A 26,707-nucleotide genomic window follows, 5' to 3' on the forward strand; every position below is an offset into this window, starting at 1 on the left:
CTCATCTATCTGGTAATTTGCGCCGTTTGGATGGAGGCCAGGCGGGCGCAGAGCCACCCGGCCAGATGACCTGCGCCGACGTAAAAGCCGCAGGCGGTGCGCAGCTCCTCCAGGACCCGGATGGCCTCCAGCATAGCCCGGGGGGAGAGGGCAGACGCCAGGGAGGCCGCGGCGGCGCGGCGCTGGGGGTCTTCCTCCTGTCCGGCCCCGGCACGCTGGACCAGCGCGTCCCGCAGGAGGAGCACAGTCTCCCCCATGAGGGCGGCCAGATCGTCCCGCTCCCACTTTTCCAGGGAAATGCACAGCTCGGCCAGGGCCAGCTCGTCCCCGGCGGAGAGACGCTGGGCCAGCAGCAGGGCAGTGTCCCGCAGGCGGGAGTCCACGGCGGCCGTTCCCTCCAGCTCGGCCACAGCCCGTCCCAGCAGGCCCTCACACCGCCGGGCGGCGGCCGAGAGCTCCTCCCGGCTGCGCTGGGGATAGCGGGCATATAAAAAGGCCTCCGCCTCTGGCAGAGAGACGGGGGAGAGGGTCAGGGTCTCACACCGGGAGCGCACGGTGGGGAGCAGAGCGGCCGCGTTTTCGGTGAGCAGCAGAAAAGCCGCGTAGGGCGGTCCCTCCTCCAGCAGCTTGAGCATGGCGTTCTGGGCGCTGGGATTCATGGTATGGGCGCGCTCCAGCAGATAGACCTTGCGCGCGGCCTCATTGGGCCGGATATAGGCGTCGGCGCGCAGGGCGCGGATCTGGGCCACGTTGATGTCGCCCTCCGCCCCGGCGCGCACAATGTCCGGATGGATGCCGCCCATGGCCTTGCGGCAGCCCGAGCAGTGCAGGCAGGGGGCCTGCTCCGCGGGACCGGAGCACACCAGCGCGGCCGAGAGCAGAGCGGCCAAGGTGCGCTTGCCCGAGCCCGCCGGGCCGCTGAGAATGTAGGCGTGGGAGAGGCCCCGCCGGGCAGTCTGGAGGTCCAGCTGCCGCTTGAGGGGACCGTTGCCCGCCAGCGCGTGGAGATCCATCCTTACACGCGCTCGAACCGCTCGATGTCCACCACGAAGATGGTGGCGCCGCCCACCACGACCTCCACCGGCATGCTGGGATAGTAGCCGTAGCTCATCTCAGAGGTGGTGGGGATCATCTGCTTGCGGCTATGGGACTGCTCCTTGATGATGTCAATGACGGACTGGACCTTCTCCTCGTCCACGCCCACCAGGATGGTCACGTTGCCTGCCATCAGGAAGCCGCCGGTGGTGGCCAGCTTGGTGGAAGAGAACCCGTGCTTGGTCAGAGACTGGGTGACCGCATTGGCGTCGTCATGGTTGATGATTGCAAGGATCAGTTTCATAAGTAATCCCTCCTCGGAATAAAAGACAGGGGGCCCCGGGCCACACACCGTCAGGGGAGAACCACTTCCATGTCTTTCTCCATATTATAACCTATTTGCGATAAATATGCGATAGTTTTTTTCGTTACACGCTCTCCCGGGGCAAGAACGGGGACGCCCGGGGGATAGGGTGCCACCTGGGAGGCGGCGATCTCCCCCAGGGCCGCGCCGACGGGGAGGGAACGGGTGGAGGAGAAGCGGGCCTGCCGGGGGGAGAGGGCCTGCTCGGGCGCCGGGGCCGGGGGCAGGGGCGGGAGTTGAGAGAGGGGAGGCTGATGGGCCCACACGGCGGCGAGGGTTTCCTCCAGCCGGGCAAAATCCGCCTCTGTGTCGGCGGCGGTACAGATGAAGACCACATGGCGGGCATCGGCCATCTCGGGGTAGACCCCCAGGTCTTGCAGGGCCTTCTCGGCGGCAAAGCCGTCGGCGCAGCGGAGGACCAGCCGGGTGGGGTCCAAGGGGGCCTGCTCCAGGGTGAGGGCGGGGAAGCGGCGGCGCAGGCGGGCCACCTGCTCGGCGGTGCGCCGGAGAGCGGCGCGGCCCTCCTCCTCCATCCAGGCCCGGGCGGCATCCAGGGCGGCCATCATGGGGTAGGAGGGGGAGGAGCTGCCGTAGAGGGAGGCCGCCCGGCGCAGCTCGTCCAGGGAGAAGCGGGAGGAGAAGAGGAGGGCGGACTGCCCGGGAGCGGGCAGGGTCTTGTGGGCCGAGACCACCGCCACGTCAGCCGCGGCCAGGCTCCGGTCCTCCAGAAAGGGCAGATGGGCCCCGTGGGCCCCGTCTACCAGGAGCAGCACCCCGTGGGCATGGCAGACCCGGGCCAGGGCGGGCAGATCGGAGCACACCCCGTAGTAGGTGGGGGAGGTGACGCACACGGCCCGGACAGCGGGGTTGGCCTCCAGGGCCTCCTCCAGGTCCCGGGGAGAGATGGGGCCGGTGACCTCGCCCTCCCGGAGCCAGGGGCGGAAGAGGTAGTGGGGGTGGAGATCCAACAGGGCCATGGCGTTGAAGGCCGAGCGGTGACAGCCCCGGTCCACCAGGACCTGGTCCCCCGGGCGGCAGGCCAGGGTAAAGGCCGAGAGGACGCCCTGGGTGGAGCCGCCGGTGAGGAAAAGACAGTGTGCGCTGCCAAAGGTGCGGGCCCAGAGGGCCTCGGCGGCCTCGATGGGACCGCCGGACTCAAAGAGGTTGCCGGTGGGGGGGAGCTCGGTCACATCCAGGGCCGCGGCGGGGGAGAGCTCCGGCAGGGGGAGAAAGTGGCCCTTGTGGCCGGGCATGTGCATTCGCAGGGGGCGCTGTCCGGCAAAGCGGCGCAGGGCATCGCAGAGGGGCGTCTGGTTCATGGGGGGGACCTCCTGTGAGAAAAATGGCATTTGATATGGTTATAGCACAGCCCTTCCCAAAAGAAAAGAAAGTTTTCCACATTTGCATGTGGAAAACTTGGGGGAAAAGTGTAAAACTAATGTTCCATTGAAAAAGAGAAAAAGGGAGCACTCCAAATGGAGTGCTCCCAAAGTGTAAAATTAGTCGGCCAGAGCGGCGGTGATGATGGCCATGGAGTAGACCTCCTGGGCGTTGCAGCCGCGGGAGAGGTCGTTGATGGGGGCGTTCAGACCCAGCAGGATGGGGCCGTAGGCGTCGAAGCTGCCCAGACGCTGGGCAATCTTGTAGCCGATGTTGCCGGCGTTGATGTCGGGGAAGATGAAGGTGTTGGCGTGACCGGCCACCTTGGAGTCCTTGCACTTGGTGCGGGCCACGTTGGGGGACACGGCGGCGTCGAACTGGATTTCGCCTTCCACGGGCAGATCGGGAGCGGCAGCGCGGATCTTGGCGGTGGCGTTGCGGACCTTGTCCACGTCTTCGCCGGCGCCGGAGCCCAGGGTGGAGTAGGACAGCATGGCGACCTGGGGATCCACGCCGAAGATCTTGCCGCACTGAGCGGCCTCCAGGGCGATCTCCACCAGATCATCCTCGGTGGGCTTGATGTTGATGGCGCAGTCGCCCATCACCAGGACCTCGTTGCCGCCGGTAGCGGAGGGACGGACCATGATGAAGCAGGAGGAGACGATCTTGTTGCCCGGCTTGGTCTTGATGAGCTGCAGGGCGGGACGCACGGTGTCGGCGGTGGAGTAGGTGGCGCCGCCCAGCAGAGCGTCGGCCTCGCCCATCTTCACCAGCATGGTGCCGAAGTAGTTGCCCTTCTTCAGGTAGCCGCGGACCTGCTCCTCGGTCATCTTGCCCTTGCGCAGCTCCACCATCTTCTGGACCATCTCCTCCATGCGGGGATAGGTCTCGGGATCCACGATCTCGGCGCCGCGGATGTTGAAGCCGGCCTCTTCAGCGGCAGCGCGGACCTCATCGGGGTTGCCCACCAGCACGGGGGTCAGCCAGGTACCGGCCAGCAGACGGGCGCTGGCCTCCAGGATGCGGGGATCGGTACCCTCGGTAAAGACGATCTTCTTGGGGTTTGCTTTCAGCTTTGCGATTAGCTTGCCAAACATTGTCGTAACGCCTCCATAAAGTTGGTTCATAGGGGTTTAAATATGGTGTTACCTATTATACACCATTTTCAGGAATCTTCACAATGGACAAAAACGAAAAAATCCAAGAAAATACCCCTTTACTTTTTGTATTTACTACGCTATACTATACACGCTGTTTTTTGGATTTCTCCGGTAAAACCTGCTGTGCAGGAGTGGAAGATCCTCTTTTTTGGTTACTTTTTTGCGATTTTGAGAGGGGTATCGACTATGCATTCGGATTTTTCCCGCTGCCTTTCCCTGCTGCGTCAGGAGAAGGGGATCTCCCAGCGCGCCGCGGCCAAGGATCTGGGGATCAGCCAGGCCCTGCTGTCCCACTATGAGAACGGCGTGCGGGAGCCGGGACTTGCCTTTGTGACGCGGGCCTGTGACTACTACAACGTGTCGGCGGATTTTCTGCTGGGCCGCACCCTGACCAAAAACGGTGCCACCATCGTCTCGCCCGACGAGCTGTATGACTATTCTACCGAGAAGGACAATGTGCTCCACGGGAGCATCGTGGCCACCCTGAACAAGAAGCTGCTGGTCAACTCCATCAGCGTCCTCTTTGACCTGCTGGGTAAGACGGGCTGCAAGGGGGCGGTCAAGGCCGCGGCGGAGTATCTCTCCACCGCCATTTATACCCTCTTCCGCCATCTCTACCGGGCACCCGGCACCCAGAATGAGGACTTTTTTGCCGTGCCTCCGCTGTCCTTTACCGCGGGCGTGGCCCAGAGCGATCTCATCTACGCCCAGTGTGCCTATGTGGAGTCTCTGGAGGAGCACCGCAGGGAGAAGGGCGAGTTCCCCAGCATGAACCACGACGCCCTGATGGAGAACTATCCGGGCACCTACCAGTCTCTGCTCCAGATCATCCACAATACGGGCGGGCGGATTACCGCTTGCGTCCAGGAGCGGAAAACGATAAAATAAGGGTCATAAAATACCGCATCGGCCTCCGGAACGTGTCCGGAAGGCCGGTGTTTTCTCTCCAAAACGGCGGAACATCCGGCCGTGGCGGGATACACGCCGCCGGAGCCCAAAGGCCCCGCGCGGACATTTAGACGGAGGTTTCTGTATATGCGCGACCAGAGCAAGATCCGCAATTTCAGTATCATCGCCCATATCGACCACGGGAAATCCACCCTCTCCGACCGGCTCATCGAGAAGTGCGACGCCGTCTCCCAGCGGGAGATGGAGAGCCAGCTGCTGGATAACATGGATCTGGAGCGGGAGCGTGGCATCACCATCAAGGCCCGGGCGGTCAAGCTCAATTACAAGGCCCAGGATGGGGAGGAATATGAGCTCAATCTCATCGACACTCCCGGCCACGTGGACTTCAACTATGAGGTCTCCCGCTCGCTGGCGGCCTGTGAGGGCGCCATCCTGGTGGTGGACGCCGCCCAGGGAATCGAGGCTCAGACCCTGGCCAACACCTATCTGGCCCTGGAGCACGACCTGGAGATCCGCCCGGTGGTGAACAAGATCGATCTGCCCGCCGCCGACCCCCAGAAGGTCAAGCACGAGATCGAGGACGTCATCGGCCTGCCCGCCATGGACGCACCCGAGATCTCGGCCAAGGTGGGACTCAACATCGACGCAGTGCTGGAGGACATCGTCCACAACATCCCCGCCCCCAAGGGCGATCCGGATGCCCCCCTCAAGGCTCTGATCTTTGACAGCCAGTATGACGCCTATCGGGGAGTCATCGTCTATTTCCGGGTCATGGAGGGCACCATCCGCACCGGGATGAAGGTCAAGATGATGGCCTCTGGTGCCTCCTACGAGGTCATCGAGTGCGGCTGCCTGCGTCCCCTGGGGCTGGAGCCCACCGACAGCCTGTCGGCCGGCGAAGTGGGCTATTTCACCGCCTCCATCAAGAACGTGAAGGACACCCGGGTGGGCGACACCATCACCGGCGTGGAGCATCCCGCCGCCGAGCCCCTGCCCGGATACCGGCCCGCCCAGGCCATGGTGTACTGCGGCGTGTATACCGAGGACGGCTCCAAGTACCCCGATCTGCGGGACGCGCTGGAAAAGCTCCAGCTCAACGACGCATCCCTCTCCTTTGAGCCGGAATCCTCCGCCGCCCTGGGCTTCGGCTTCCGCTGCGGCTTTTTGGGCATGCTCCATATGGAGATCATCCAGGAGCGGCTGGAGCGGGAGTTCGACCTGGATCTGGTGACCACTCTGCCCTCGGTCATCTACGAGATCACCAAGACCGACGGCACCGTGGTACAGGTGGACAATCCCCACAACTACCCGGACCCCGCCCACATTGAGGAGGCGCGGGAGCCCTTTGCCAAGGTTTCCATCATCGCGCCCCCCGACTACGTGGGAAATATCATGCCCATGTGCCAGGAGCGCCGGGCGGAGTTCAAGGACATGCAGTATCTGGACACCAATCTGGTAGAGCTCCACTACTCCATGCCCCTCAACGAGATCATCTATGATTTCTTTGACGCCCTGAAGGCCAACACCAAGGGCTATGCCTCTCTGGACTATGAGGTAGAGGGCTACCGGCCCAGCGAGCTGGTCAAGGTGGATATGCTCCTCAACGGCGAGCAGGTGGACGCCCTCTCCTTCATCGCGCATAAGGAGAAGGCCTACAAGCGTGCCCGCCGCATCTGCGAGAAGCTCAAGGACAACATCCCCCGTCAGCTCTTTGAGGTGCCGGTCCAGGCTGCCATCGGCGGCAAGGTCATCGCCCGTGAGACCGTCCGGGCCATGCGCAAGGACGTGCTGGCCAAGTGCTACGGCGGCGACATCACCCGAAAGAAAAAGCTGCTGGAAAAGCAGAAAGAGGGCAAGAAGAAGATGCGCTCTCTGGGGTCGGTGCAGCTACCCACCGAGGCCTTTATGGCTGTGCTCAAGCTGGACGAGGAATAAGAAGATTGGGAGCCGCCCTGATGGGCGGCTCTCTTTTTGGTTTCCGGGGCTGGTATAGAGAACGCCTATTTGGAGGGAACCGCCTGCCCGGCGGGGGCACCGCTTTCTTTTCCGTAAGAAAGCGGTGGGAAAGAACGGGCCGGGGGAGGTATCCCCCGGCGCCCCCTCCAAGTACGCCCCAACGGGCTGGGCTCAAGTCGCTGCAATTGCAAAAGTGCGGTGGGCCAAAGGCAATGGCGGTTGCCTATGAGGTACTTGGTGAGCCTGGTGGTGTTTTAAGCTGCTCTCTCCCGACGGCAGTCGAAGTCGGGAGTACGCACTTCTGCGGACGCTGGTCTGCCGTCTCCGCCGGGGGTGCACGGAGGGGGAATCATCCCTGTTCCCCCTCCGGCGTTTTCTTTCTCCCCTCTTTCTTTTCGAAAAGAAAGAGGGGTTTCCGCCGAACAGGCGGCCCGCGTGGCAGCAAAAGAAAAGATTCCCCCTCGTGAAAGATTTCCCGGTCCTGAATCGTATTCCAGGTGAAAGCGCTTTTGAAACGGAAGAAAAGGATGTGAGGCATACGAGACCGACGTTGAGCCGCCAGGAGGCGGAGCGGCTGGTGGAGACCTATTCCGATCTGGTCTTGCGGCTGAGCTATACCTATCTCAAGAGCCGGGAGGACGCGAAAGACATCTGTCAGACGGTCTTTCTCAAGCTGCTAGAGAAGCCACGGGCCTTTGACTCGCCGGAGCATGAGAAGGCATGGATCATCCGCACGGCGGCAAATGCCTGTAAGGATATGCTGAAGAGTCACTGGCACAGGACCAGGGCCGATCTCCAGGAGGCCGACGGGATGGCCTGTCCCCAGGCCGAGGAGGGAAGCCTTTTGGCGGCGGTGGAGCTCCTTCCGCCCAAATACCGGGCCGTCATTTATCTCTATTACTACGAGGGCTATACCGCCAAGGAGATCGCACAGATGCTGGGGGAACACCCGGCGACCGTATCCACCCAGCTCAGCCGGGGCCGCTCCCGGCTGCGCACACTGCTGGAACAGGAGGGTTTGGCATGAAAACCTATCATCAGTCCATGGATGAACTGCATTTTACCCCCGAGGAAAAAGAGGCCATGACAGAGCGTCTCCTGAAGGCGTCCCAGGCACCGGTACATCGGGTGCGCCCGCTTCGGCGGATGGCCGCGGTGGGCGTGGCTGCCGCGCTGGTGCTGACTGTTGGGGTGGGAGCCGCGGCCACCGGCGTGCTCAAAAGCGCGGGCGAGGCCTTTTCCGAGGTCTTCGGCGGCGCTCCCGCACAGACGGAGATCATCGACCGGATCGGCCGTCCCGTGGGCGCCAGCGACATGGCGGACGGCGTGGTCATCACGGCCGACGCCATTGTGGGCGACCGGTACAGCTACGCCATCGTCTATACCATTGCCCGGGAGGACGGGAAGCCTCTGGCCGAGGATTTGACCCCCAATGACTTCGGCTATCTCCCTCTCCGGTTTGAAAGCGCCGATGTGGACGTGGGACAGCAGGGCGGAAGCCACGGCGCCTCCTACTTCTTTGACGCCGACCCGGAGGACAATGCGGTGCAGTATGTGGACCTGCGCACCGGGGATACCCCGCTGACACCGGGAACGGCCCGGGCCTCCTTCCGGAACCTGTCGGTCTATACCGACAATGACTATACCAAGAGTACCCCGGTGGCCCAGGGAAAGTGGAAGATGCGCTTTGCCTTCCAGTTTGAGGATACCTCGGTGAGTCTTCCGGCTGGACAGTCCTTCCTGCTCAATGGGATGGAGGCCACGCTGGACTCGGTGGTCCTCTCTCCGCTCTCCTTCCAGGTGAGCTACACCGTGCAGCAGGAGGTACAGTGGGACAACGCCGGAGGGAATGGCCAACAGAGCGCCCACGACCGGGAGGAGTCCCTGCGCTATCTGGAGTCCCTCCCCGTGGTACTGACCAAGCGGGACGGCACCACCATAGACCTCACCTCCAGCGGCGGGAGCATCTCCCCCCAGGGAGGTAAGACGGTGTGCCAGAAGAGCGATATTTTCTCCTCCGTCCTTTCGCTGGAGGAGATCGAGAGCATCACGGTGGCCGATCTGACCTTCCCCCTCGCGCAGGGAGAATGACCCCGAAAAAATGTCCCCCGGACAGACCGTTTTCCGTCTGCCCGGGGGACGTTCTTTATTCCCGGATGACAATGCCCAGCCGCCGGGCCAGCTCTCCGGCCTGCCAGCGGTCCACGATGACGCCCCGGAGCTCCTCTCCGGCGTCCGAGAGGATCAGCCCCTCCAGGCGGCAGGTGGTGAGATCCACCCCCGCCAGCGGGGTGTGAAAGAAGCGCACCCCGGTGAGGTTGCATTCCGAGTATGCCACACCCTTCCACACACAGGAGGCCATGGAGGCCTGAGAGAGGTCACAGCCGCTCCACAGTCCCCCCTTCACCCGCTGGGCGGTAAAGTTGGCATAGGAGAGCTTGCAGCCCCGGAAGGACACATGCTGGAGCCCGCACTGCTGGAAGGCGGTCCCCAGGGCCCGGCAGTCCTCCAGTGCCACCCGGCACCAGATCCCGTCGGCAAAGGTGCTGCCCGAGAGGTCGCAGTCCTGAAAGACCACGTCAGTCATCTCCCAGTGGGAACAGTCGCACTCCAGAAACCGGCAGCCCTGAAAGCGCACCCCCTCCAGGGTCAGACCGGAGAGGTCGGCCCCGGTGAGAAGGGCGTGCTCCACCAGAAGACCGGAGAGGGGCTCCTGCGTTTCCACGCTGTGGGCAGCCTGTATGGAGAAATCAGGGGCGGGAGAGAGGTTTTGCGGGAGGGATGGGGACAAGAGTTTCATGGGACGACCTCCGAAGAAGGTATGGGGTAAATTATTTGCGGCGTCTGCGCCGCCGCCAGACCAGAAAGACGATTAGGGCAAGCAGGAGGACCAGGGGTACCAGGAGGAGACGGAAGAAGGCCAGGGTATAGGTGGTGATCCCCAGGGAGGAGGTTACCCGGTCGGAGAGGGAGAGCTGGGGCGCGGAGTAGAGGGTAAAGGAGAGGTCCTCTTCGGGCAGACCCTGGGTATGGGCGGTGTAGGAGCCGTCTGGCTGCTCCTCCAGAGGAAGGGAGGAGTGGATGACATAGGGATAGCCGCTTTCCCCGGCGTCCACTGTGAGATCCAGGGTACCGAAGTCCGCCCAGTGCCGGGCGGGCGAGAGAAGATAGGTAAAGGTGTGCTGCCAGTCGGCGGTACCCTTCCGCACGCCGTCGCTCCGGGTGGTGTAGGTCACGGCCACCTCCACGGTGCTCTCCGGAGGAAAGTCTACCGTGTAGAGGAACTGAAGGGGCAGGGCGGAGGGATCGGAATTTTCGATCCATTCAGCCAGAAGGATGGGATTGTTTTCCCAGGATTCCCACAACTCCTCCAGCTGGCGGTATTTGAGGGCCTGGATGGAATCCATATGCCCGGCAAAGCGGGTCCCATACCGTTCCTCCAGATAGGACTGAAAAACGGTGCGGAAGGGCAGCTCCTCCGTGGTCACGGTATAATTGCCCGAGACGGTATAGTCCGGCGCTCCATTCAGACCGAAGACCAGGACAGTGGCCTTCTCACTGGTACCCAGGGTCACGGAGCCGTCCTCCTCCCCGGAATAGGAGTGGATGCCGTCATAGGTCACCCACATACGCCCGCCGGAGGCAGGGAGAGTGAGGGTGTTGTCGCTTCCGTCCTGGGTGGGCGTGAGGATAAAGGTGCAAAGCGTACCGGTCTGGTCCGGGTCAAAGGTCTGAGGCTGATAGTCGGGGGATACGCCGTCCCAGATCAGCTGAAAGGGGAGGGCGCGTCCGTCGGCGGTGATGGACACGCTGGCGGGGTCAAAATCCCACACGGACTCCTCCAGGGAAAAGGCCATCTGGACTGCCCGGCCCTCCTCCGTGGGATTCTCCATCTGATAGCGGGCGGTGACCTGGGCCTCCAGTGAGTAGGAGTCCCCCTGGTCGATCTGAAAGGCGAGATCCTCATGGGTGACCGAAATGGGACAGTTCTCCTCCACGGAGAGCACCTCTGAGCCGGGAGAGCCCTCCCAGCGGGTGGGAGCCGAGTTGGCCTGGGCCGGCAGGAGCAGAACCGGCACAAGCAGAGCGCAAGAGAGCAGTCGTTTCATAAGAGCCTCCTTTCCTGAGATGGATCCTTACAGGTGCATCATATCATGGATTGGAGGAGAGAACCAGAACAAAAGGGTAACAAAAGTGCGCCCGACGAATAGGTGGCCGGATTTCAAAAGCAAAATAAGCCCCCCGCAGATCTCTGCGGGGGGCCGCTCAAAGCTTCTTAAAACGCCATCTTCTCAGCCAGATAGGCCTTCAGCTCGGAGATGGGCATACGCACCTGCTCCATGGTGTCGCGGTCGCGGACGGTGACGCAGTGGTCAGCCTCCTCGGTGTCGGTGCCCACGGTCTGGAAGTCCACGGTGACACAGAAGGGAGTGCCGATCTCGTCCTGACGGCGGTAGCGCTTGCCGATGGAGCCGGCCTCGTCGTAGTCCACCATAAAGTCCTTGGCCAGCATGTCGCGGATCTCCATGGCCTTGTCGCCCAGCTTCTTGGACAGGGGGAGCACCGCGCACTTGAAGGGGGCCAGAGCGGGATGGAGGCGCAGGACGGTGCGCACATCGTTCTTCGCGGCGTCCACCACCTCTTCGTCGTAGGCGTCGATGAGGAAGGCCAGGGTCACGCGATCGGCGCCCAGGGAGGGCTCGATGACGTAGGGGATATAGTGCTCGTTCTTCTCCTGGTCGAAGTAGGTCATATCCTTGCCGGAGGTGTTCTGATGCTGGGTCAGGTCGAAGTTGGTGCGGCTGGCCACGCCCCACAGCTCGCCCCAGCCGAAGGGGAAGACGAACTCGAAGTCGGTGGTGGCGTTGGAGTAGTGGGAGAGCTCCTCCGGGTCATGGTCGCGCAGGCGCAGGTTCTCGTCCTTCATGCCCAGGTCCAGCAGCCACTGGTGGCAGAACTGCTTCCAGTAGTTGAACCACTCCAGCTCGGTGCCGGGCTGGCAGAAGAACTCCAGCTCCATCTGCTCGAACTCACGGGTGCGGAAGGTGAAGTTGCCCGGGGTGATCTCGTTGCGGAAGGACTTGCCCACCTGGCACACGCCGAAGGGCAGCTTCTTACGGGTGGTGCGCTGGACGTTCTGGAAGTTGACAAAGATGCCCTGGGCGGTCTCGGGACGGAGATAGACGGTGTTCTTGGCATCCTCGGTGACGCCCTGGAAGGTCTTGAACATCAGGTTGAACTGGCGGATGTCGGTCCAGTTATGCTTGCCGCAGGAGGGGCAGGGGATCTGGTGCTCATCCACAAAGGCCTTCATCTCGGCCTGGGAGAGGGCGTCCACCGGCTTGGGCAGGGTGAAGTCGTGCTCGGCGCACCAGTCCTCGATGACCTTGTCGGCGCGGAAGCGCTCCTTGCACTCCTTACAGTCCATCAGAGGATCGGAGAAGCCGCCCACATGGCCGGAGGCCACCCACACCTGGGGATTCATCAGGATGGCGGCATCCAGGCCCACGTTGTAGTGGTTTTCCTGGACAAACTTTTTCCACCAGGCCTTCTTCACGTTGTTCTTGAGCTCTACGCCCAGAGGGCCGTAGTCCCAGGTGTTGGCCAGGCCGCCGTAGATCTCACTGCCGGCAAAGACAAAGCCGCGGCCCTTACACAGGGCGACGATTTTTTCCATGGTCTTTTCGGTGTTCTTCATACAGATCAAACTCCTTCGCTTGTTGTTTTTAGGGAAAGAAAGGGGGACCCCGACGGCACGGTTTGAAGGGAAGCGGCGGATGAAAAAACGCCCTGAGCCGATTTCGGCTCAGGGCGAACAAAGTCCGTGTTTCCACCTGAATTCGAAGCGGCAAACCGCTCCGCACTCAAACCCAATAACGGCGGGGGACCGGCGGCGCCTACTGGGGAATTTTCCCGTTGGGGCCGCGGCTCGCGGGTGCCTTCCGCACAGCCCTTCGGAAGCCTCGCACCAGACGGCTTCTCTCTTGGGCCGGGACCATGCGTACTCTTCCCGGTCAATGCCTTGCTCGATGTTGGGGACATTCTACCACCTTTTTTTCAGGCCGTCAAGCCGGAAAACGGGGCTGTTTTTGGAGAAATGGGGATTAACTGAGCAAGAGCTCGGCATCCTCCAGGGTGAGATGGGGCTGGAGGGCCAGGGTGATGGCATATCCCAGCACCTTGGAGAGATCGGCCATCTGGGCGTCGATGTCCTTGGGGGTGACGATGAGCCCATCCCCGGCGCCCATAAGGGTCTCCGGATCCAGATCGGCGCCCCCAGCCTCGGAGAGCACGTCGGCGGCCAGGGTGGCGGCATCCACCACGGTGGGCACGCCCACCGCCAGTACAGGCACCCCCAGCGTGGAGCGGTCCAGGGCGTGCCGGTGATTGCCCACCCCGGAACCGGGGGAGATACCGGTGTCGGAAAGCTGAACGGTCCGGCACACCCGCTTCAGGCTCCGGGAGGCGAGTGCGTCCACCGCGATGATGCAGGAGGGGCGGATGCGCTCGGCCACCGCCCGGGCCAGCTCACCGCTCTCCACGCCGGTAGTGCCCAGCACGCCGGCCGCCAGGGCGGCCACCGGGCGGAAGGCGGCAAAGTGCTCCGGCGCGCCCGAGACCAGATGGCGGGTGACCAGGGTGTGCTCCACCGTTTTGGGGCCGATGGCATCGGGGGTGATGGCCCGGTTGCCCAGTCCCACCACCAGCACCGGCACTTGAGCGGGCAGGGAGCCCAGCAGGGCAGTCAGTTCCGCCGCGATGGCCCGCACCGCCCGGGGAAGGGCCTCCGGCTCCCGCCGCTCCAGGCCGGAGAGCTCCAGAGTCACATATTGCCCCTCGGGCTTGCCCAGGGCCCGGGCCCCTTGATGGTCCAGGATCTCCACCCGGGTGACCGGGTAGCCCTCCCGGGTGTCGTCCCGGGCCCTCACGCCCGGAAGCGCAGTCTCCCGGGCGGCGCTCTCTTTCCAGAGGTCGTGGGCCTCCACGGCCAGGTCGGTCCGTCGCTGTAACATATGCCTTCCCCCTATATCTGGTGTTTTATCCCTATTCCGTTCCCAATAAAACCGGAAAGGGGACTACGACCTAAAATTTTCCGAAAAAAATTCAATTTACTAGTTGCATTTTTCCCAATTGCCTGCTAAAATATAAATCTGCACGGGTGAACTGTGCGAATCGTCATCGGAGGAGGTGTTTGGTTTGCCGAATATCAAGTCTGCCAAGAAGCGTGTCCTGGTGAACAAGACCAAGGCCATGCAGAACAAGACCGCTAAGTCCGCGCTGAAGACCGACATCAAGAAGTTTGAGGCCGCGGTGGCCGAAGGCAACCGCAGCGAGGCCGATAGCGCTTACAAGGTGGCTGTCAAGGCCGTCGACAAGGCCGTGCTGCATGGTCTGCTGCATAAGAACAACGGCGCCCGCAAGAAGAGCGCTATGACCATCAAGCTGAACAAGCTGGCCTAATTGATTTGTGGTCTGAAAAAACCGTCTGCATTGCAGGCGGTTTTTTTGTCAAATTCCGTCGAACAGGGCGCAATACGTTCTATCCCGCCCAAGAGCGGGGAAAGATAGGTGGAGTGGTGCGGACGAAAAGGGGGTATGTGTGTGAAGCAAGTACTCAACTGGCCGCTGGTGCGCTTTCTGCATGAGATCGTGGACATTTACTTCAGCAAGCGGATTTCCCGGTCTGCGGCTGAGCTGGCCTATTTTCTGATCCTGACCTTTTTTCCCATTCTGATCTGTGTCAACGCCTTTATCGGCCTGCTCCATCTGGATATCGGGGCGGTGCTCCAGGCGGCGGACGAACTGCTGCCCCGGGAGAGCCTGAGTATCCTGGCCGACTATCTCGCCTATATCAGCATCAATCAGTCCAGGGGCCTGCTGGTGGCGGGGATCATGACCACCCTGTTTGCCGCCTCGGCCGCCTTCCGGTCCCTGATGAACATTATGGATGACATCTATGACCGGCGCAGCTACCAGGGGATCCGGCAGATCGTGGCCAGCGTGGTCTTTTCCGTGCTGATGCTCATTACCATCTACCTCTCCATCGTAGTGGTCCTCACCGGGGAGTGGCTTTTCCAGCTCATCGCCCAGCTGCTGCGTCTGGAGGAATTGTGCCTGCCCTGGACCTGGCAGTGGCTGCGGTTTCTGCTGCTCTTCTGTCTGGTGATGGTATTTATCTCCCTGGTCTACCGGATGTCCGCCCCCATCGGGAAACCCCGCCCGCCGGTGCTGCGGGGGGCCTTTTTGGCGGCGGTGGCACTGGTGGGAGCATCGGCGCTCTTTTCCTGGTTTATCGGCATGTCCTCCCGCTACTCCCTGGTCTACGGGTCCCTGGCCTCGGTGATCATTCTGCTGGTGTGGCTCTACCTGTGCGGAAACATCCTGATCCTGGGCAATGTGGTCAACTGCGTGTGGTATACCCATAAAAAAAAGCGTTACCTCCAGCGCCTCAAGCGAGAGGAGAACGGACGTTAAAATAGGCAGCGCCCCCGCTCCGATCGGAGCGGGGGCGCTGTTTGCTTCATCAGGGAAGATAGTTATAGGGGTTGACCAAGCTGCCGTTCACATGGACCTCGAAGTGGCAGTGATTGCCGGTGGAGCGTCCGGTAGAGCCGGCCTTGGCGATGGTCTGACCCTGATAGACCTTGTCGCCCACATTGACCAGAAGGCTGGAGTTGTGGCCGTAGTAGGACTGACGGCCGTCGCCGTGGTCGATGATGACCAATTTGCCGTAAGTGCCCTGCCAGCCGGAGTAGATGACCGTTCCGCCGTCGGCGGCGGCAATGGAGGTGCCGTAGGGGACAGCGATGTCAATGCCCCGGTGGAAGCTGTAAGAACCAAAGATGGAGCGGTAGCCGTAGCCGGAAGTGACGTTGCCGTAAGTGGGCCAGATAAAATAGCCCTTGGGCAGCCAGGAGGGACGCTCCTTGGTGCCCACCGCCACGACCTTCTCGGTGGGCTGGGTGAGAACGGTGGTGTTGGTGACCTCCCGGGCGGTCTCCTTGCCGTTGATATAGGTGACGTTGGCGGAGACCTGCTGGGTGCCGGTCGAACCGGCGGAGAGGACCTTGGTGTCCCCCTCATACATGGAGCTGTCCTCCACCTCGCGCACGGGGGCGGCAATGGACTCGGTATAGGTCACCGCGTCCACGGTCTCCACCGAGAGGAAGGGGATCTCCTCCTTGATGTTGAGGACCTGACCGATCATGAGCTTGTTGACATCAATGCCGGGGTTGAGGGCCTCCAGCTCCTTCATGGTCATGCCGTTATCAAAGGCCAGCGCCATAAAGGTATCTCCGGCCTGCACCTCATAGGTGGTCTCGCCGTTGGTGTTGGAGGTGAGGGTGGACTGGATGTCGGCCACATCCTGCTCCACATCGGCGGAGATGTACTCCCGGGTGATGTTGACCTGATCCACAAACTTGGAGGAGATGGTATTCTCGTCCTCATAGGTAGCCTGGATGGAATCCAGAAGGGCGGTAAGAGTGGACTGATCCTCGGCCGCGCCCACCACCTGGCCGTTGACCGAGAGGACGTAGCTCTTCATCACGTCACCGATCCGGTCCAGCAGATAGGGCTCCAGGGTAGTGGCGGGGGGGATGCTGTCCCGCTCGGAGAGAGCGAAGCGATACTCCACCTCGCCGTCCATCACATATGTATGACCCAGGATCTCAGTGGCCCGGGCCTCCACCCGATCCACCGCGCCCTCAAAGTCGCTCTTGGTGGCGACCACGCCGATGGCCTGACCGTCCACCAGCACCTGATAGCTGGGAACATAGACGGTGGCGAGCACGCCGGCCACGCCCATCAGAGTGGCGGCAGCCAGGAAGATCAGCGGGTTGAAGGAGCGCATCCAGGCCAGGGCCTGATCTACCCGGCGCACCGCGGCGGAGTTCTCCTGCAGGAAACGCTCTGCCCGCGCAAAGGCGGAATCCCGCAGGCGGCGGGGAAGGGCGGCCGCATCGGCCGCAGAAAAGCCCTCGCGCCGCGGGGCGCGGGGCTGCTGTAATAACTCGTCCATGGGAAGGACCTCCCTTTTATCGTCGTTGTGCAGGACACAAACTGGTATCAAAAGATTACAAATTGGTTACAAAGAGTAGTTTACACTGTTTTGTCCTTCCCGTCAACCCCTTATTCTTGTGTTTTTGTGCGAATCAGGTCACAAGATGGGGGAGTTTGTCTGGAATCTAAAAAATTTTGTTCAGAGATATGCAAAATGAGGCGGCGCGCCTGCCCGGCGGGGGAGCGCGCCTGCTCGGCGGGAACTCCTCTTTCTTTTCGAAAAGAAAGAGGAGGGAAAGAAAACGCCGGAGGGGGAACGAGGGCGCTTCCCCCTCCGGACCTCCCCCTCAGTGCACCCCCGGCGGTGACGGCAGACCAGCGTCCGCGAGGCGTGTACCCCCTTCCGGGGTGGTTTTTACCCCTGCGGAAAGGGTTTGGTCTGGCATTTGCGGAAGCCCTCGGCTCGTTCTTTCCCAGCGCTTTCTTGCGGAAAAGAAAGCGGTACCCTCGCCGGGAAGGCGCGTCCCGAGAGTTGGCCCATACAAAACACCGGCGCCCGCGGAGTAATCCGCAGGCGCCGGTATTGTTTTATTCAGCGGTCTCTTCTTCCTTCTTGGTGCAGACGATGTTCAGCTCATCCAGCTGCTTGGGCTCTACGAAAGAGGGGGCGCCCATCATCAGGTCCTGGGCGTTCTTGTTCATGGGGAAGGGGATAATCTCCCGGATGGAGTCCTCACCGGCCAGCAGCATGACCATGCGGTCCACGCCGGGGGCGATGCCCGCATGGGGGGGCGCGCCGTAGGTAAAGGCGTTATACATGGCGGGGAACTTGGCCTTCACGTCGTCCTCGCCCAGACGGACCAGCTGGAAGGCCTCGATCATGATCTCAGGATCGTGGTTCCGCACGGCGCCGGAGGAGAGTTCCACGCCGTTGCACACCAGGTCGTACTGGAAGGCGGTGATGGTGAGGGGGTCCACCTCACCGGCGGCGGCCTGCTTCAGGATCTCCAGTCCGCCGTTGGGCATGGAGAAGGGGTTGTGGCAGAACTCCAGCTCGCCGGACTCCTCGCCCATCTCGTACATGGGGAAGTCCACGATCCAGCAGAACTCATAGCGCTCCTTGTCGAAGTGCTCGGGGGCCAGGGCGGCCACCTGCTTGAGCAGGACACCGGCGGTCTTCTGGGCGGTGAGCTTCTTGCCGGCGGTCAGGCCCACGAAGGTGTTGGGCTGAAGGTTCAGCGCGGCAATGACGGCGTCCTTGATGGGCTGGACAAACTTGGCGATGCCGCCCACGATCTCGCCCTTCTCGTCCAGGCGGAACCAGTAGGCCTTCTGACCGGACTGGACCTCCACGTCGGCGCAGAGCTTGTCGATCTGTTTGCGGGTGGCGGTGAAGTTGGTGACGGGCACGGCCTTGACGGTGTTGCCCTCAAAGGGACCGAAGCCGCAGCCGGACAGGACCTCGGTGGCATCCTGCACGGTCAGGTCAATGCGCAGGTCGGGCTTGTCGGTGCCGTACTTCTCCATGGCCTCCAGGTAGGGGATGCGCTGGAAGGGAGCGGAGGAGGCCACGTTGTAGGTGCCGTACTTGGCAAAGATGGGGGGAAGCACGTCCTCCAGCACGGCGAACACGTCCTCCTGATCGGCGAAGGCCATCTCCATATCCAGCTGGTAGAACTCGCCGGGGGAGCGGTCGCCGCGGGCGTCCTCATCCCGGAAGCAGGGGGCGATCTGGAAATACTTATCGAAGCCGGAGGCCATCAGCAGCTGCTTGAACTGCTGAGGAGCCTGGGGGAGGGCGTAGAACTTGCCGGGATGTTTTCTACTGGGCACCAGATAGTCCCGCGCACCCTCGGGGGAAGAGGCGGTGAGGATGGGGGTGGTGATCTCCATGAAGCCGTGGTCGATCATGGAGGCGCGGAGGGCGGCCACCACGTTGGAGCGCAGGATGATGTTCTGCTTCACGGCGGGGTTGCGCAGGTCCAGGTAGCGGTACTTCAGGCGGGCGGTCTCATCGGCCTCCCGGCTGCGGTTGATCTGGAAGGGGAGCTCGTTGTGGCGGCAGCGGCCCAGCACCTTGATCTCGGTGGGGACCACCTCGATGTCGCCGGTGGGGAGCTTGGGGTTCTTGGAATCACGCTCCCGCACCACGCCGGTGACCCGGATGGTGGACTCCTTGTTGAGGGGCTTGACCACGTTCATCATGTCCTCGGTCTCGATGACCACCTGGGTGGTGCCGTAGAAATCCCGCAGGACCAGGAAGGCGAAGTTCTGGCCCACCTCACGGACATTCTCCAGGAAACCGGCCAGGGTAACGGTCTGGCCCACATGCTCCATGCGGAGCTCGCCGCAGGTATGCGTGCGGTTCTGTGTCATAAAATCAACTCCAAATCGTAATATAGAAAAGAAATATAACTAACTGGCTTAAAAATTTGGGGGATAGGCCCCAAACATCAGTTGTGGGGATCCCGGATGGGGGTGCCCTCAGCCCGCTGGGCCAGACCCGCACGGATGCGGTCGATGGCCTCCTCCACGCTCTGGGTGAGCTGCTCACCGGTGGCCATGTCCTTGACGGCGGCCTTGCCCTCTTTCACCTCATCTTCGCCCAGGAAGATGACATAGGGGATGCCCAGCTTGTCGGCGTAGCCGATCTTCTGCTTGAACTTCTTGTTCTCGGTGTAGAGCTGGGTGCGGATGCCCGCCTCCCGCAGCTGGGTGGCCAGGGCAATGGCGGGGGAGAGGTCCTGCGTCATGGGCAGCACCAGCACGTCGGCGGGGGCAGTGAGCAGGTCGTCGTTCAGGTACTTCTGGTCCTCCAGCACGAAGAAGAGCCGGGTCAGGCCGATGGAGATGCCCACGCCGGGGAGTTGTTTGTTGGTGTAATATTCCGCCAGGTTATCATACCGGCCGCCGGAGCAGATGGAGCCGATCTCCGGGTGATCCAGCATGGCGGTCTCGTAGACGGTGCCGGTGTAGTAGTCCAGACCGCGGGCGATGGTCAGGTCCACCTGATAGTTTTCCGCGGGGACGCCGAAGGCAGACATATAATTCACCACGGTGGAGAGCTCCTCCACGCCCCGGTCAAAGAGCTCGTTCTGCCCCTTGAGGGCGTTGAGGGCGGCCATGGGATCGGCGGTGGAGAGGAGCTCCAGCAGCTGATCGGCGGTGGCGGCGGGGACGGAGAACTCGTTCACCAGCAGCTCCTTGACCTTCTCGGGGCCGATCTTCTCCAGCTTGTCGATAGTGCGCATCACGTCCCCAGCTTGCTCCTTCAGGCCCAGGATCTCAAAGAGGCCGTTCAGGACCTTGCGGTTGTTCACCCGGATCTGGAAGCGCTTGAGGCCCAGGGCGGTAAAGGTCTTGTAGATGATGGAGGGGATCTCCGCCTCGTTGATGATGTCCAGGGAGCCGTCGCCGATGACGTCGATGTCGGCCTGATAGAACTCCCGGAAGCGGCCCCGCTGGGCCCGCTCGCCCCGGTAGACCTTGCCGATCTGGAAGCGGCGGAAGGGGAAGGTCAGGTCACCGGTGTGGAGGGCCACATACTTGGCCAGGGGGACGGTGAGGTCAAAGCGCAGGGAGAGGTCGCTGTCTCCCTTGGTGAAGCGGTAGATCTGCTTCTCGGTCTCGCCGCCGCCCTTGGCCAGCAGGACCTCGCTGGCCTCGATGGCGGGAGTGTCCAGGGGGGTGAAGCCGTAGAGGGAATAGGTCTTGCGCAGGGTCTCCACCATCCGGTCAAACTGGACCTGCCGGGCGGGCAGCAGCTCCATAAAACCGGAAAGGGTGCGGGGTTTGATTTGAGCCATAGTGATTTCTCCTTTATAGAAGGATAGTGGATGTGACGGGATATCCGTATTGGGAGCGGGAGGATAAAAAAACGCTTTCGTCCCATCTCCTATGGGACGAAAGCGTCTGCTTCCGTGGTGCCACCCATGTTCAGCGGAGAGAGAAACCTCCGCCCTCTGGCCTTCACTGGTGCGGGAAGGGGACCGCGCCCGTCTCCGGGCCCGCTGGTAAGGCCGTCTCCCGTGTTCCTTGCCGTGGCGCGCTTGCAGCCCAAAGGCGCGCCTCTCTGTCCGGCGGTGTCCGCGGTACTTGCCCCGTCATAGCGGTCATGCCCCTCAATAGTATCCCAAACCGGGGAAAAAGTCAACTATCCTCCGGAAAAACCGGGACAAGATTAAAGGAACCGTAGGCATAGGAGAAGCTGTTGTCCGAAGAGAAGACCACCTCACTGGCGGAGTAGGAGCTGCGCAGCTCCAGACCGCCGTCGCTGCGCCCGGCGATCCAGTAGAGGAGAGGCTCCTCCTGCCCGTCCCCGGAAAAGGAGCTCAGATCAGCCTGCCAGCTCCCGTCGGACTGCTTGGACGCGGGGAAGGAGGCCAGCAGCTCACCGGGCAGAGTTTCGTCCGTGGGATGGACAGCGCGGACCTCCACCTCCAGGGTGGAGAGGGTGAGGGTGGAGTCAGCGGGGGAGAGGTTCAGGTCCATCCGGGTGGGAAGGGCGGTGTCCTCCGGCCCCATGCTGCAATCCCCGCTGAGGTAGAGCGTATCACTGGAAAGGGTGGGGAGTGCCTCGGAATAGCGTGTCTCCCCCCGCAGGAGGGTCACCGACGGCTTGAGCTCCCGCCGCAGAGAGCAGGGGAGGGCGCCGGTGAGCCGCCCGTTCTCCTGGTAGGTCAGAGGGATGCTCTCCCCGGTGTCCAAGGCGAGGAGGGCGGTATCTCCGGGGGAAAACTCCTTGGGAATGAGAGAGACCGTCAGGACCAGGCCGCCGTCCTGGTCGTCCAGCACGGTCTCCACGCCGGTAAAGAGGCTGGCCTCGGACGCCAGGGCGTCCCGGATGGTGGTCTCCTGGTTGGAGAGAGAGCGGCTGAATTCCTGGTTCCAGTGGGTCACATTCTCCTGATAGTCACTGACCCGGCGGGAGAGGTTTTCCACCTCGCTGTGGAGGGAGAGGTTCATCCAGCCCAGGGCCAGAAATCCAATCCCCACGCCCAGGACGGAGAGACGGTATCGCTTTTTGGGGTCCATAGGGGTGCCTCCTCTCTGAAAAAGCGAAATGTTTTCCACAAAAAGAGCGCATAATGTGGAAAACCGGGCCGCGAGATACGGCCCGGTTGCACTTAGGCGGTAAAAGGTTTGGTCTTGGGGTTGATGATATCTCTCCAGTCCAGATCGCCCCGCTCCAGACCGTGGATCAGCATCTCGGCCGTGGCCACATTGGTGGCGAAGGGGATGTTGTACTGGTCGCACAGGCGGGTGATATAGTTGAGATCGGCCTCCAGATCAGTGGACTGGGGATCGGAGAAGAAGAGCACCATGTCGATCTCATTGTAGGCGATGCGGGCGCCGATCTGCTGGCTGCCGCCGTGGGTGTGGGACAGGAAGAGATTGACCGGCAGACCCGTGGCCTCGGCCACCAGCCGTCCGGTGGTGTTGGTGGCGCACAGGGTGTGCTTGGACAGGATGCCGCAGTAAGCGATGCAGAACTGCACCATCAGCTCTTTCTTGCGGTCATGGCTCATCAGGGCGATATTCATAACAGGACTCCTCTCGTGTTGAGAAATACAGGGGCGGACCGGCTTACCGGATCCGCATCAGCGGGACGCGCTCGCCGGTCAGGCGGCGGGCAATGTTGAGATAGGCCCGGGCGGCGCCGTAGCGGGCCATCAGGATGAGGGGCTGGCCCCGGTTGGCGGCCAGCATAACCTGAGGGTCCTCGGGCACGACGCCCAAAAGGGGCAGACCGGCGGCGTCCATGGCGTCGTCAATGGTCGTGCGCAGCTGCCGGAGCAGCTTGGGCTGCACCCGGTTGACCACCAGATGCAGGGAACGGATGGAACGGCTCAGCTCTCCAACGGTGCGCTGGGCGTCCCGCAGGGCGGAGGCGTCGGTGGTGGAGACCACCAGCGCCCGGTCCGCGCCGCAGACCGACATACGGAACCCGCCGCCCAGACCGGCGGGGGCGTCCATCAGCACATAGTCGTAGGAAGCCTTGGCCTGCGCCAGGAAGGCGCGCAGTTTTTCCTCAGTGATCACATCCCGGGGCTGGGTCAGCGGCGCGGTGAGAAGATAGAGGCCCTGGATGACTGGGTGGGCCACCGCTGCCTTTTCCAGCGTCGTGCGGCCGGATACCACGTCGGTAAAGTCCATCAGGGCGCGGTCGCTCATCCCCAGGGAAAGGTCCAGATTGCGCAGTCCGATGTCCATATCGATGCACAAAACCTTGTGTCCCAGGGCGGCCAGGCAGGAGGCCACGCCGCCGGTGAGTGAGGTCTTGCCCGTCCCACCCTTGCCGGAGGTGATCGCGATTGCAGTTGACATGGGGTTGCCTCCCTTTTCGCCAGTCTAATGTATCATAAAATGGCGGAAAATACAATGGTCTTTCCCTCTGAATTTGTGCAAATCAGAAAAAATGAAACCATTTTTTAGAATTTCTTTATCTTATTGGTGATTTCTGTATTTTAGCCCATCTTCTGGGATACCCCTTCGGGGTGGGGGAAGTCTTGTCCACACGCACCAGACGGTGGGTGACTTCCGTGCCGGGGATGGTATAGTCCTGGCTGGGGCGCAGGGTCCCGCCCAGCTTGGCAATCCCCGCCGCGGCGCGGGAGAGCTCTTCTTCACAGTCCACGGCCTTCATGGCCAGGAACTGTCCGCCCACCTTCACATAGGGAAGGCACAGCTCGCTGAGCAGCTCCAGGGACGCCACCGCCCGGGAGGTCACCAGGTCAAAGCTGTCCCGCCAGCCGGGCTGGAGGGCCTGCTCCTCGGCTCGGGCGTGGAGGGTCTGGATGCCGGAGAGCCCCAGGGTCTGGGCCACCTCTCCCAGCCAGTCCAGTCGCTTATTCAGGCTGTCCAGCAGCACCACATCCAGAGAGGGGACCAGGATCTTGAGCACCATGCCGGGAAAACCGGCTCCGGTGCCCACATCGACGAGGCGCTTGTCCGCAAAGTCGGCGCAGGTGAGGAGGGCGGCACAGTCCAGCATGTGGAGCTTGACCACCTGGTCGGGGTCGGTGATGGCGGTCAGGTTCATGACCTGATTCTTTTCCAGCAGGAGACGGCCGTATTCGGCCAGCTGTTCCGGAGCCTGGGCGGGCACCCGGTCCAGAAGACCCAGGGCGGACAGCCCCGCTTGAATTTGTTCTTTCATGGGCTCAACCTCCCAGTGCGCCCAGGAGAGCGGTCACACCCAGCACCAGATTGACCAGGCAGGCCACGGCGGCCAGCACGGCCAGGAGGAGCATGGGCAGACGCTTCTCGGCGCGGTATTTCAGAAAAGAGATGGCGGAGAGTCCGCCGCAGGCGGGGAAGAGCAGGATGCCGGGGATACCGTGGAGCGGCTCCCCCGTGGCCAGATTATAGGTGGTGAGAAGGACCAGGATGACCATATAGACAATGCCCATCCAGGCCAGGGCACGCTTGATGGGGGAGGCGGGGGTATAGGTGGGCTTGTTCTCCCCGGGGATCTTGTCGTCCGGCATTACGATCTCTCCTTCAGCAGATCACGGATCTCGGTGAGCAGGATTTCCTCTTTGGAGGGAGCGGGAGGAGCGGCAGGGGCCTCCTCCTTTTTCCGGTGGAACACATTCAGGGCCTTGATCAGGCAGAACAGCGCAAAGGCGGTGATAAGAAAGCTGAGCACCGTGTCCAGAAAATGTCCCACGGCCACCGGACCGATGGTCCAGCCGGAGAGGGAGAGTCCGCTGGGGGTCAGCAGACCCAGCAGCGGCATGAGCAGGTCGTTGGACAGGGAGTCGGCAATGGACTTGAAGGCGCCGCCGATGATGACGCCCACCGCCAGGTCCATGACATTGCCCCGGGCAATGAACTTGCGGAACTCGGCCAGAAAGCCGGTGGCCTTTTGATTGACTGACATGATAAACCTCACGATCGTAAATAAAAAAGAAGGGAAGGGGCGGCGGAATTCCGCCGCCCCGGGTCTTGTGTTTGGATGTGCGCTCTTATTTCTTGGGCAGCAGGACTTCCTTGCCGCCCATGTAGGGCTGGAGGACCTTGGGGATCTTCACGCTGCCGTCGGCCTGGAGGTTGTTCTCCAGCAGGGCGATGAGCATGCGGGGAGGAGCCACGCAGGTATTGTTGAGGGTGTGGGCCAGGCAGACCTTGCCCTCGTCGTCCCGGTAGCGGATCTTCAGGCGGCGGGCCTGGGCGTCGCCCAGGTTGGAGCAGGAGCAGACCTCGAAGTACTTCTGCTGACGGGGGCTCCAGGCTTCGATGTCGCAGGACTTGACCTTCAGATCGGCCAGGTCGCCGGAGCAGCACTCCAGCTGGCGCACGGGAATGTCGAAGTTGCGGAAGAGCTCCACGGAGTAGCGCCACATCTTCTCGTACCAGTCCATGGACTCCTCGGGCTTACAGACCACGATCATCTCCTGCTTTTCGAACTGGTGGATGCGGTAGACGCCGCGCTCCTCGATGCCGTGAGAGCCCTTCTCCTTCCGGAAGCAGGGGGAGTAGGAGGTGAGGGTCTGGGGCATCTTCTCAGCGGGGATGATCTGGTCGATGAAGCGGCCGATCATAGAGTGCTCGCTGGTGCCGATGAGGTAGAGGTCCTCGCCCTCGATCTTGTACATCATGGACTCCATGTCGGCGAAGGACATGACGCCCTCCACCACGTTGCCGTGGATCATGAAGGGGGGGATGCAGTAGGTGAAGCCCTTGTCGATCATAAAGTCACGGCCATAGGCCAGCACGGCCTCGTGGAGGCGGGCGATGTCGCCCAGCAGGTAGTAGAAGCCGGAGCCGGACACGCGGCCGGCGGCGTCCATGTCGATGCCGTCAAAGGACTCCATGATCTCGGTGTGGTAGGGGATGGGGTAGTCGGGCACCACGGGCTCGCCGAAGCGCTCCACCTCCACATTGGCGGAGTCGTCGGGACCGATGGGCACGGAGGGATCGATGATCTGGGGGATGACCAGCATGATCTTGCGGATCTCCTCGGCCAGCTCGGTCTCGCGACCCTCCAGATAGGCCAGACGGTCGGCGTCCGCCTTGACCTCAGCCTTGAGGGCCTCGGCCTCGGCCAGCTTGGAGGGGTCCTTCTTGGACTGGCCCATCAGCACGCCCACCTGCTTGGACTTGGAGTTGCGGGCGGTGCGCAGGTCCTGGGCCTCCTGGATGGTGGCGCGGTTCTCAGCGTCCAGCTCCAGCACCTTGTCCACCAGGGGGAGCTTCTCCTCCTGGAACTTCTTCTTGATATTTTCCTTGACCAGTTCGGGGTTTTCCCGGACAAAACGAATATCCAACATTGTGTTACACCTCGTCATTCAAAATCGCGCGGGGGAAGCTCTGCCGCTCAGGGCTGGGCAGAGGGGGAAGGGGAGGGCGCGGAGGTCGTCTCCACATCCAGCAGGTCCAGGATATCCCGGTACTGCTCGGCAGGGGAGAGACCCTCCTGGCCGGTCAGGTTCTCGGTGGGGAGATACTGGGGAAGGCCGGTAGCCTCAAAGGCGGCGATGAGTTCCCGGGCCTTCGTGTAGTAGCCCCGGGAGTACTGCCGCTGGATGCGCCAGAACCAGTCCATGGCGGTGAGGGCCTGCTGAGAGGACTCCTTTTCCTCCGCCAGCTCCACCCGGCTGTCCTGGAGCTGTTCGTGGAGAGCCTCGTTGGCCTCCTCCAGCTCGGTCACCCGGTTTTTCAGATCCCCATTCTCCTGAAGCATGTTATCCAGGGTCTGCACGGTGGAATTGGAGGTCTGCTGCAGGTCGTTATAGCGCTCCTGATTGGTGCGCTGCTGCATAAAATAGGAGAGGAGCAACAGGAGGAAGGCCGCGGCAAAGAGGATCACCAGATAGAGGAGCACCGCGTTCTTCTTACCCGGCTTGGCGTGCTCCGCCTCATGCTGAAGAGGCTGCTCGTGGTTGTCATCGTGCAC

General features: G+C 62.2%; 25 protein-coding genes and 1 other annotated feature. Of the genes, 6 read left to right on the forward strand and 19 right to left on the reverse strand.

Annotated features, from left to right (window positions below; all coding sequences use genetic code 11):
* Positions 1-5 precede the first annotated feature (5 nt).
* The 4 genes from H8S34_RS04940 to pta form a co-directional block, all read right to left on the reverse strand.
* A complete protein-coding gene (locus H8S34_RS04940) occupies positions 6-1,013 on the reverse strand; it encodes a DNA polymerase III subunit (RefSeq protein WP_186963202.1) in 1,008 nt (335 codons plus the stop codon).
* Between the two features lie 2 nt (positions 1,014-1,015).
* Positions 1,016-1,339, reverse strand: a complete 324-nt coding sequence (locus H8S34_RS04945; RefSeq protein ID WP_101692575.1) for a cyclic-di-AMP receptor — start codon at positions 1,337-1,339, stop codon at positions 1,016-1,018.
* Between the two features lie 50 nt (positions 1,340-1,389).
* The gene (locus H8S34_RS04950; protein ID WP_186963203.1) at positions 1,390-2,718 is read right to left on the reverse strand and encodes an aminotransferase class I/II-fold pyridoxal phosphate-dependent enzyme; all 1,329 of its coding nucleotides are present in this window, start codon (positions 2,716-2,718) and stop codon (positions 1,390-1,392) included.
* A gap of 180 nt (positions 2,719-2,898) precedes the next feature.
* A complete protein-coding gene (pta, locus tag H8S34_RS04955; RefSeq protein WP_186963204.1) occupies positions 2,899-3,876 on the reverse strand; it encodes a phosphate acetyltransferase in 978 nt (325 codons plus the stop codon).
* 249 nt (positions 3,877-4,125) lie between these two features.
* Between pta and H8S34_RS04960 the strand changes: the two genes are divergently transcribed.
* From H8S34_RS04960 to H8S34_RS04975, 4 genes are all read left to right on the forward strand, one after another.
* On the forward strand, positions 4,126-4,827 hold the full coding sequence (locus H8S34_RS04960) for a helix-turn-helix domain-containing protein (protein ID WP_101692578.1): 702 nt from the start codon (positions 4,126-4,128) through the stop codon (positions 4,825-4,827).
* A 147-nt stretch (positions 4,828-4,974) separates the two neighbouring features.
* Positions 4,975-6,783 carry a translation elongation factor 4 gene (gene lepA, locus H8S34_RS04965; RefSeq protein WP_101692579.1) on the forward strand — a complete coding sequence of 603 codons (1,809 nt, stop codon included), beginning with the start codon at positions 4,975-4,977 and terminating at the stop codon, positions 6,781-6,783.
* 571 nt (positions 6,784-7,354) lie between these two features.
* A complete protein-coding gene (locus H8S34_RS04970) occupies positions 7,355-7,831 on the forward strand; it encodes an RNA polymerase sigma factor (protein ID WP_101692581.1) in 477 nt (158 codons plus the stop codon).
* Entirely contained in the window at positions 7,828-8,895 is a 1,068-nt protein-coding gene (locus H8S34_RS04975; RefSeq protein WP_186963205.1) for a DUF4179 domain-containing protein, read from the forward strand. Before H8S34_RS04970 ends, H8S34_RS04975 begins: the two co-directional genes overlap by 4 nt.
* Before the next feature lie 55 nt (positions 8,896-8,950).
* Here H8S34_RS04975 and H8S34_RS04980 read toward each other — a convergent pair whose 3' ends face one another.
* The 4 genes from H8S34_RS04980 to gpr form a co-directional block, all read right to left on the reverse strand.
* The gene (locus H8S34_RS04980; protein WP_186963206.1) at positions 8,951-9,604 is read right to left on the reverse strand and encodes a pentapeptide repeat-containing protein; all 654 of its coding nucleotides are present in this window, start codon (positions 9,602-9,604) and stop codon (positions 8,951-8,953) included.
* Positions 9,605-9,635: 31 nt separating this feature from the next.
* Positions 9,636-10,913, reverse strand: a complete 1,278-nt coding sequence (locus H8S34_RS04985; protein ID WP_186963207.1) for a hypothetical protein — start codon at positions 10,911-10,913, stop codon at positions 9,636-9,638.
* Positions 10,914-11,080: 167 nt separating this feature from the next.
* The gene (locus H8S34_RS04990; RefSeq protein WP_101692585.1) at positions 11,081-12,502 is read right to left on the reverse strand and encodes a glycine--tRNA ligase; all 1,422 of its coding nucleotides are present in this window, start codon (positions 12,500-12,502) and stop codon (positions 11,081-11,083) included.
* A gap of 106 nt (positions 12,503-12,608) precedes the next feature.
* Positions 12,609-12,831: a binding site (T-box leader), on the reverse strand.
* 77 nt (positions 12,832-12,908) lie between these two features.
* Entirely contained in the window at positions 12,909-13,817 is a 909-nt protein-coding gene (gene gpr / locus H8S34_RS04995; RefSeq protein ID WP_186963208.1) for a GPR endopeptidase, read from the reverse strand.
* Positions 13,818-14,001: 184 nt separating this feature from the next.
* Here gpr and rpsT point away from each other — a divergent pair, with 184 nt between their 5' ends.
* The gene (rpsT, locus tag H8S34_RS05000) at positions 14,002-14,265 is read left to right on the forward strand and encodes a 30S ribosomal protein S20 (protein ID WP_101692587.1); all 264 of its coding nucleotides are present in this window, start codon (positions 14,002-14,004) and stop codon (positions 14,263-14,265) included.
* Positions 14,266-14,406: 141 nt separating this feature from the next.
* Positions 14,407-15,279, forward strand: coding sequence for a YihY/virulence factor BrkB family protein (locus tag H8S34_RS05005; RefSeq protein ID WP_101692675.1), 873 nt, complete (start codon positions 14,407-14,409; stop codon positions 15,277-15,279).
* Positions 15,280-15,328: 49 nt separating this feature from the next.
* Here H8S34_RS05005 and H8S34_RS05010 read toward each other — a convergent pair whose 3' ends face one another.
* The 11 genes from H8S34_RS05010 to H8S34_RS05060 form a co-directional block, all read right to left on the reverse strand.
* On the reverse strand, positions 15,329-16,825 hold the full coding sequence (locus tag H8S34_RS05010; RefSeq protein WP_101692588.1) for a peptidoglycan DD-metalloendopeptidase family protein: 1,497 nt from the start codon (positions 16,823-16,825) through the stop codon (positions 15,329-15,331).
* A 569-nt stretch (positions 16,826-17,394) separates the two neighbouring features.
* On the reverse strand, positions 17,395-19,182 hold the full coding sequence (gene aspS, locus H8S34_RS05015) for an aspartate--tRNA ligase (protein ID WP_186963209.1): 1,788 nt from the start codon (positions 19,180-19,182) through the stop codon (positions 17,395-17,397).
* Between the two features lie 77 nt (positions 19,183-19,259).
* Positions 19,260-20,612: a histidine--tRNA ligase gene (hisS, locus tag H8S34_RS05020; protein ID WP_101692590.1), complete on the reverse strand. Its 1,353-nt coding sequence runs from the start codon at positions 20,610-20,612 to the stop codon at positions 19,260-19,262.
* A gap of 343 nt (positions 20,613-20,955) precedes the next feature.
* Complete coding sequence (locus H8S34_RS05025) at positions 20,956-21,840, reverse strand: hypothetical protein (protein WP_186963210.1); 885 nt, start codon at positions 21,838-21,840, stop codon at positions 20,956-20,958.
* Between the two features lie 92 nt (positions 21,841-21,932).
* Complete coding sequence (locus H8S34_RS05030) at positions 21,933-22,349, reverse strand: methylglyoxal synthase (RefSeq protein WP_101692592.1); 417 nt, start codon at positions 22,347-22,349, stop codon at positions 21,933-21,935.
* A gap of 43 nt (positions 22,350-22,392) precedes the next feature.
* Positions 22,393-23,133 (reverse strand): septum site-determining protein MinD, encoded by a 741-nt coding sequence (gene minD / locus H8S34_RS05035; RefSeq protein ID WP_101692593.1) that lies wholly within the window; start codon positions 23,131-23,133, stop codon positions 22,393-22,395.
* 115 nt (positions 23,134-23,248) lie between these two features.
* Complete coding sequence (rsmG, locus tag H8S34_RS05040) at positions 23,249-23,965, reverse strand: 16S rRNA (guanine(527)-N(7))-methyltransferase RsmG (RefSeq protein ID WP_186963211.1); 717 nt, start codon at positions 23,963-23,965, stop codon at positions 23,249-23,251.
* Between the two features lie 4 nt (positions 23,966-23,969).
* The gene (locus H8S34_RS05045) at positions 23,970-24,296 is read right to left on the reverse strand and encodes a DUF6442 family protein (RefSeq protein WP_101692595.1); all 327 of its coding nucleotides are present in this window, start codon (positions 24,294-24,296) and stop codon (positions 23,970-23,972) included.
* Positions 24,296-24,691, reverse strand: a complete 396-nt coding sequence (gene mscL / locus H8S34_RS05050; RefSeq protein ID WP_101692596.1) for a large conductance mechanosensitive channel protein MscL — start codon at positions 24,689-24,691, stop codon at positions 24,296-24,298. The genes H8S34_RS05045 and mscL overlap by 1 nt, the downstream gene beginning before the upstream one ends.
* An 85-nt stretch (positions 24,692-24,776) precedes the next feature.
* Complete coding sequence (serS, locus tag H8S34_RS05055) at positions 24,777-26,081, reverse strand: serine--tRNA ligase (RefSeq protein WP_101692597.1); 1,305 nt, start codon at positions 26,079-26,081, stop codon at positions 24,777-24,779.
* Positions 26,082-26,128: 47 nt separating this feature from the next.
* A complete protein-coding gene (locus H8S34_RS05060; protein ID WP_186963212.1) occupies positions 26,129-26,707 on the reverse strand; it encodes a hypothetical protein in 579 nt (192 codons plus the stop codon).

It is taken from the genome of Pseudoflavonifractor hominis (assembly GCF_014288125.1).
Classification (GTDB): domain Bacteria; phylum Bacillota; class Clostridia; order Oscillospirales; family Oscillospiraceae; genus Pseudoflavonifractor_A; species Pseudoflavonifractor_A gallinarum.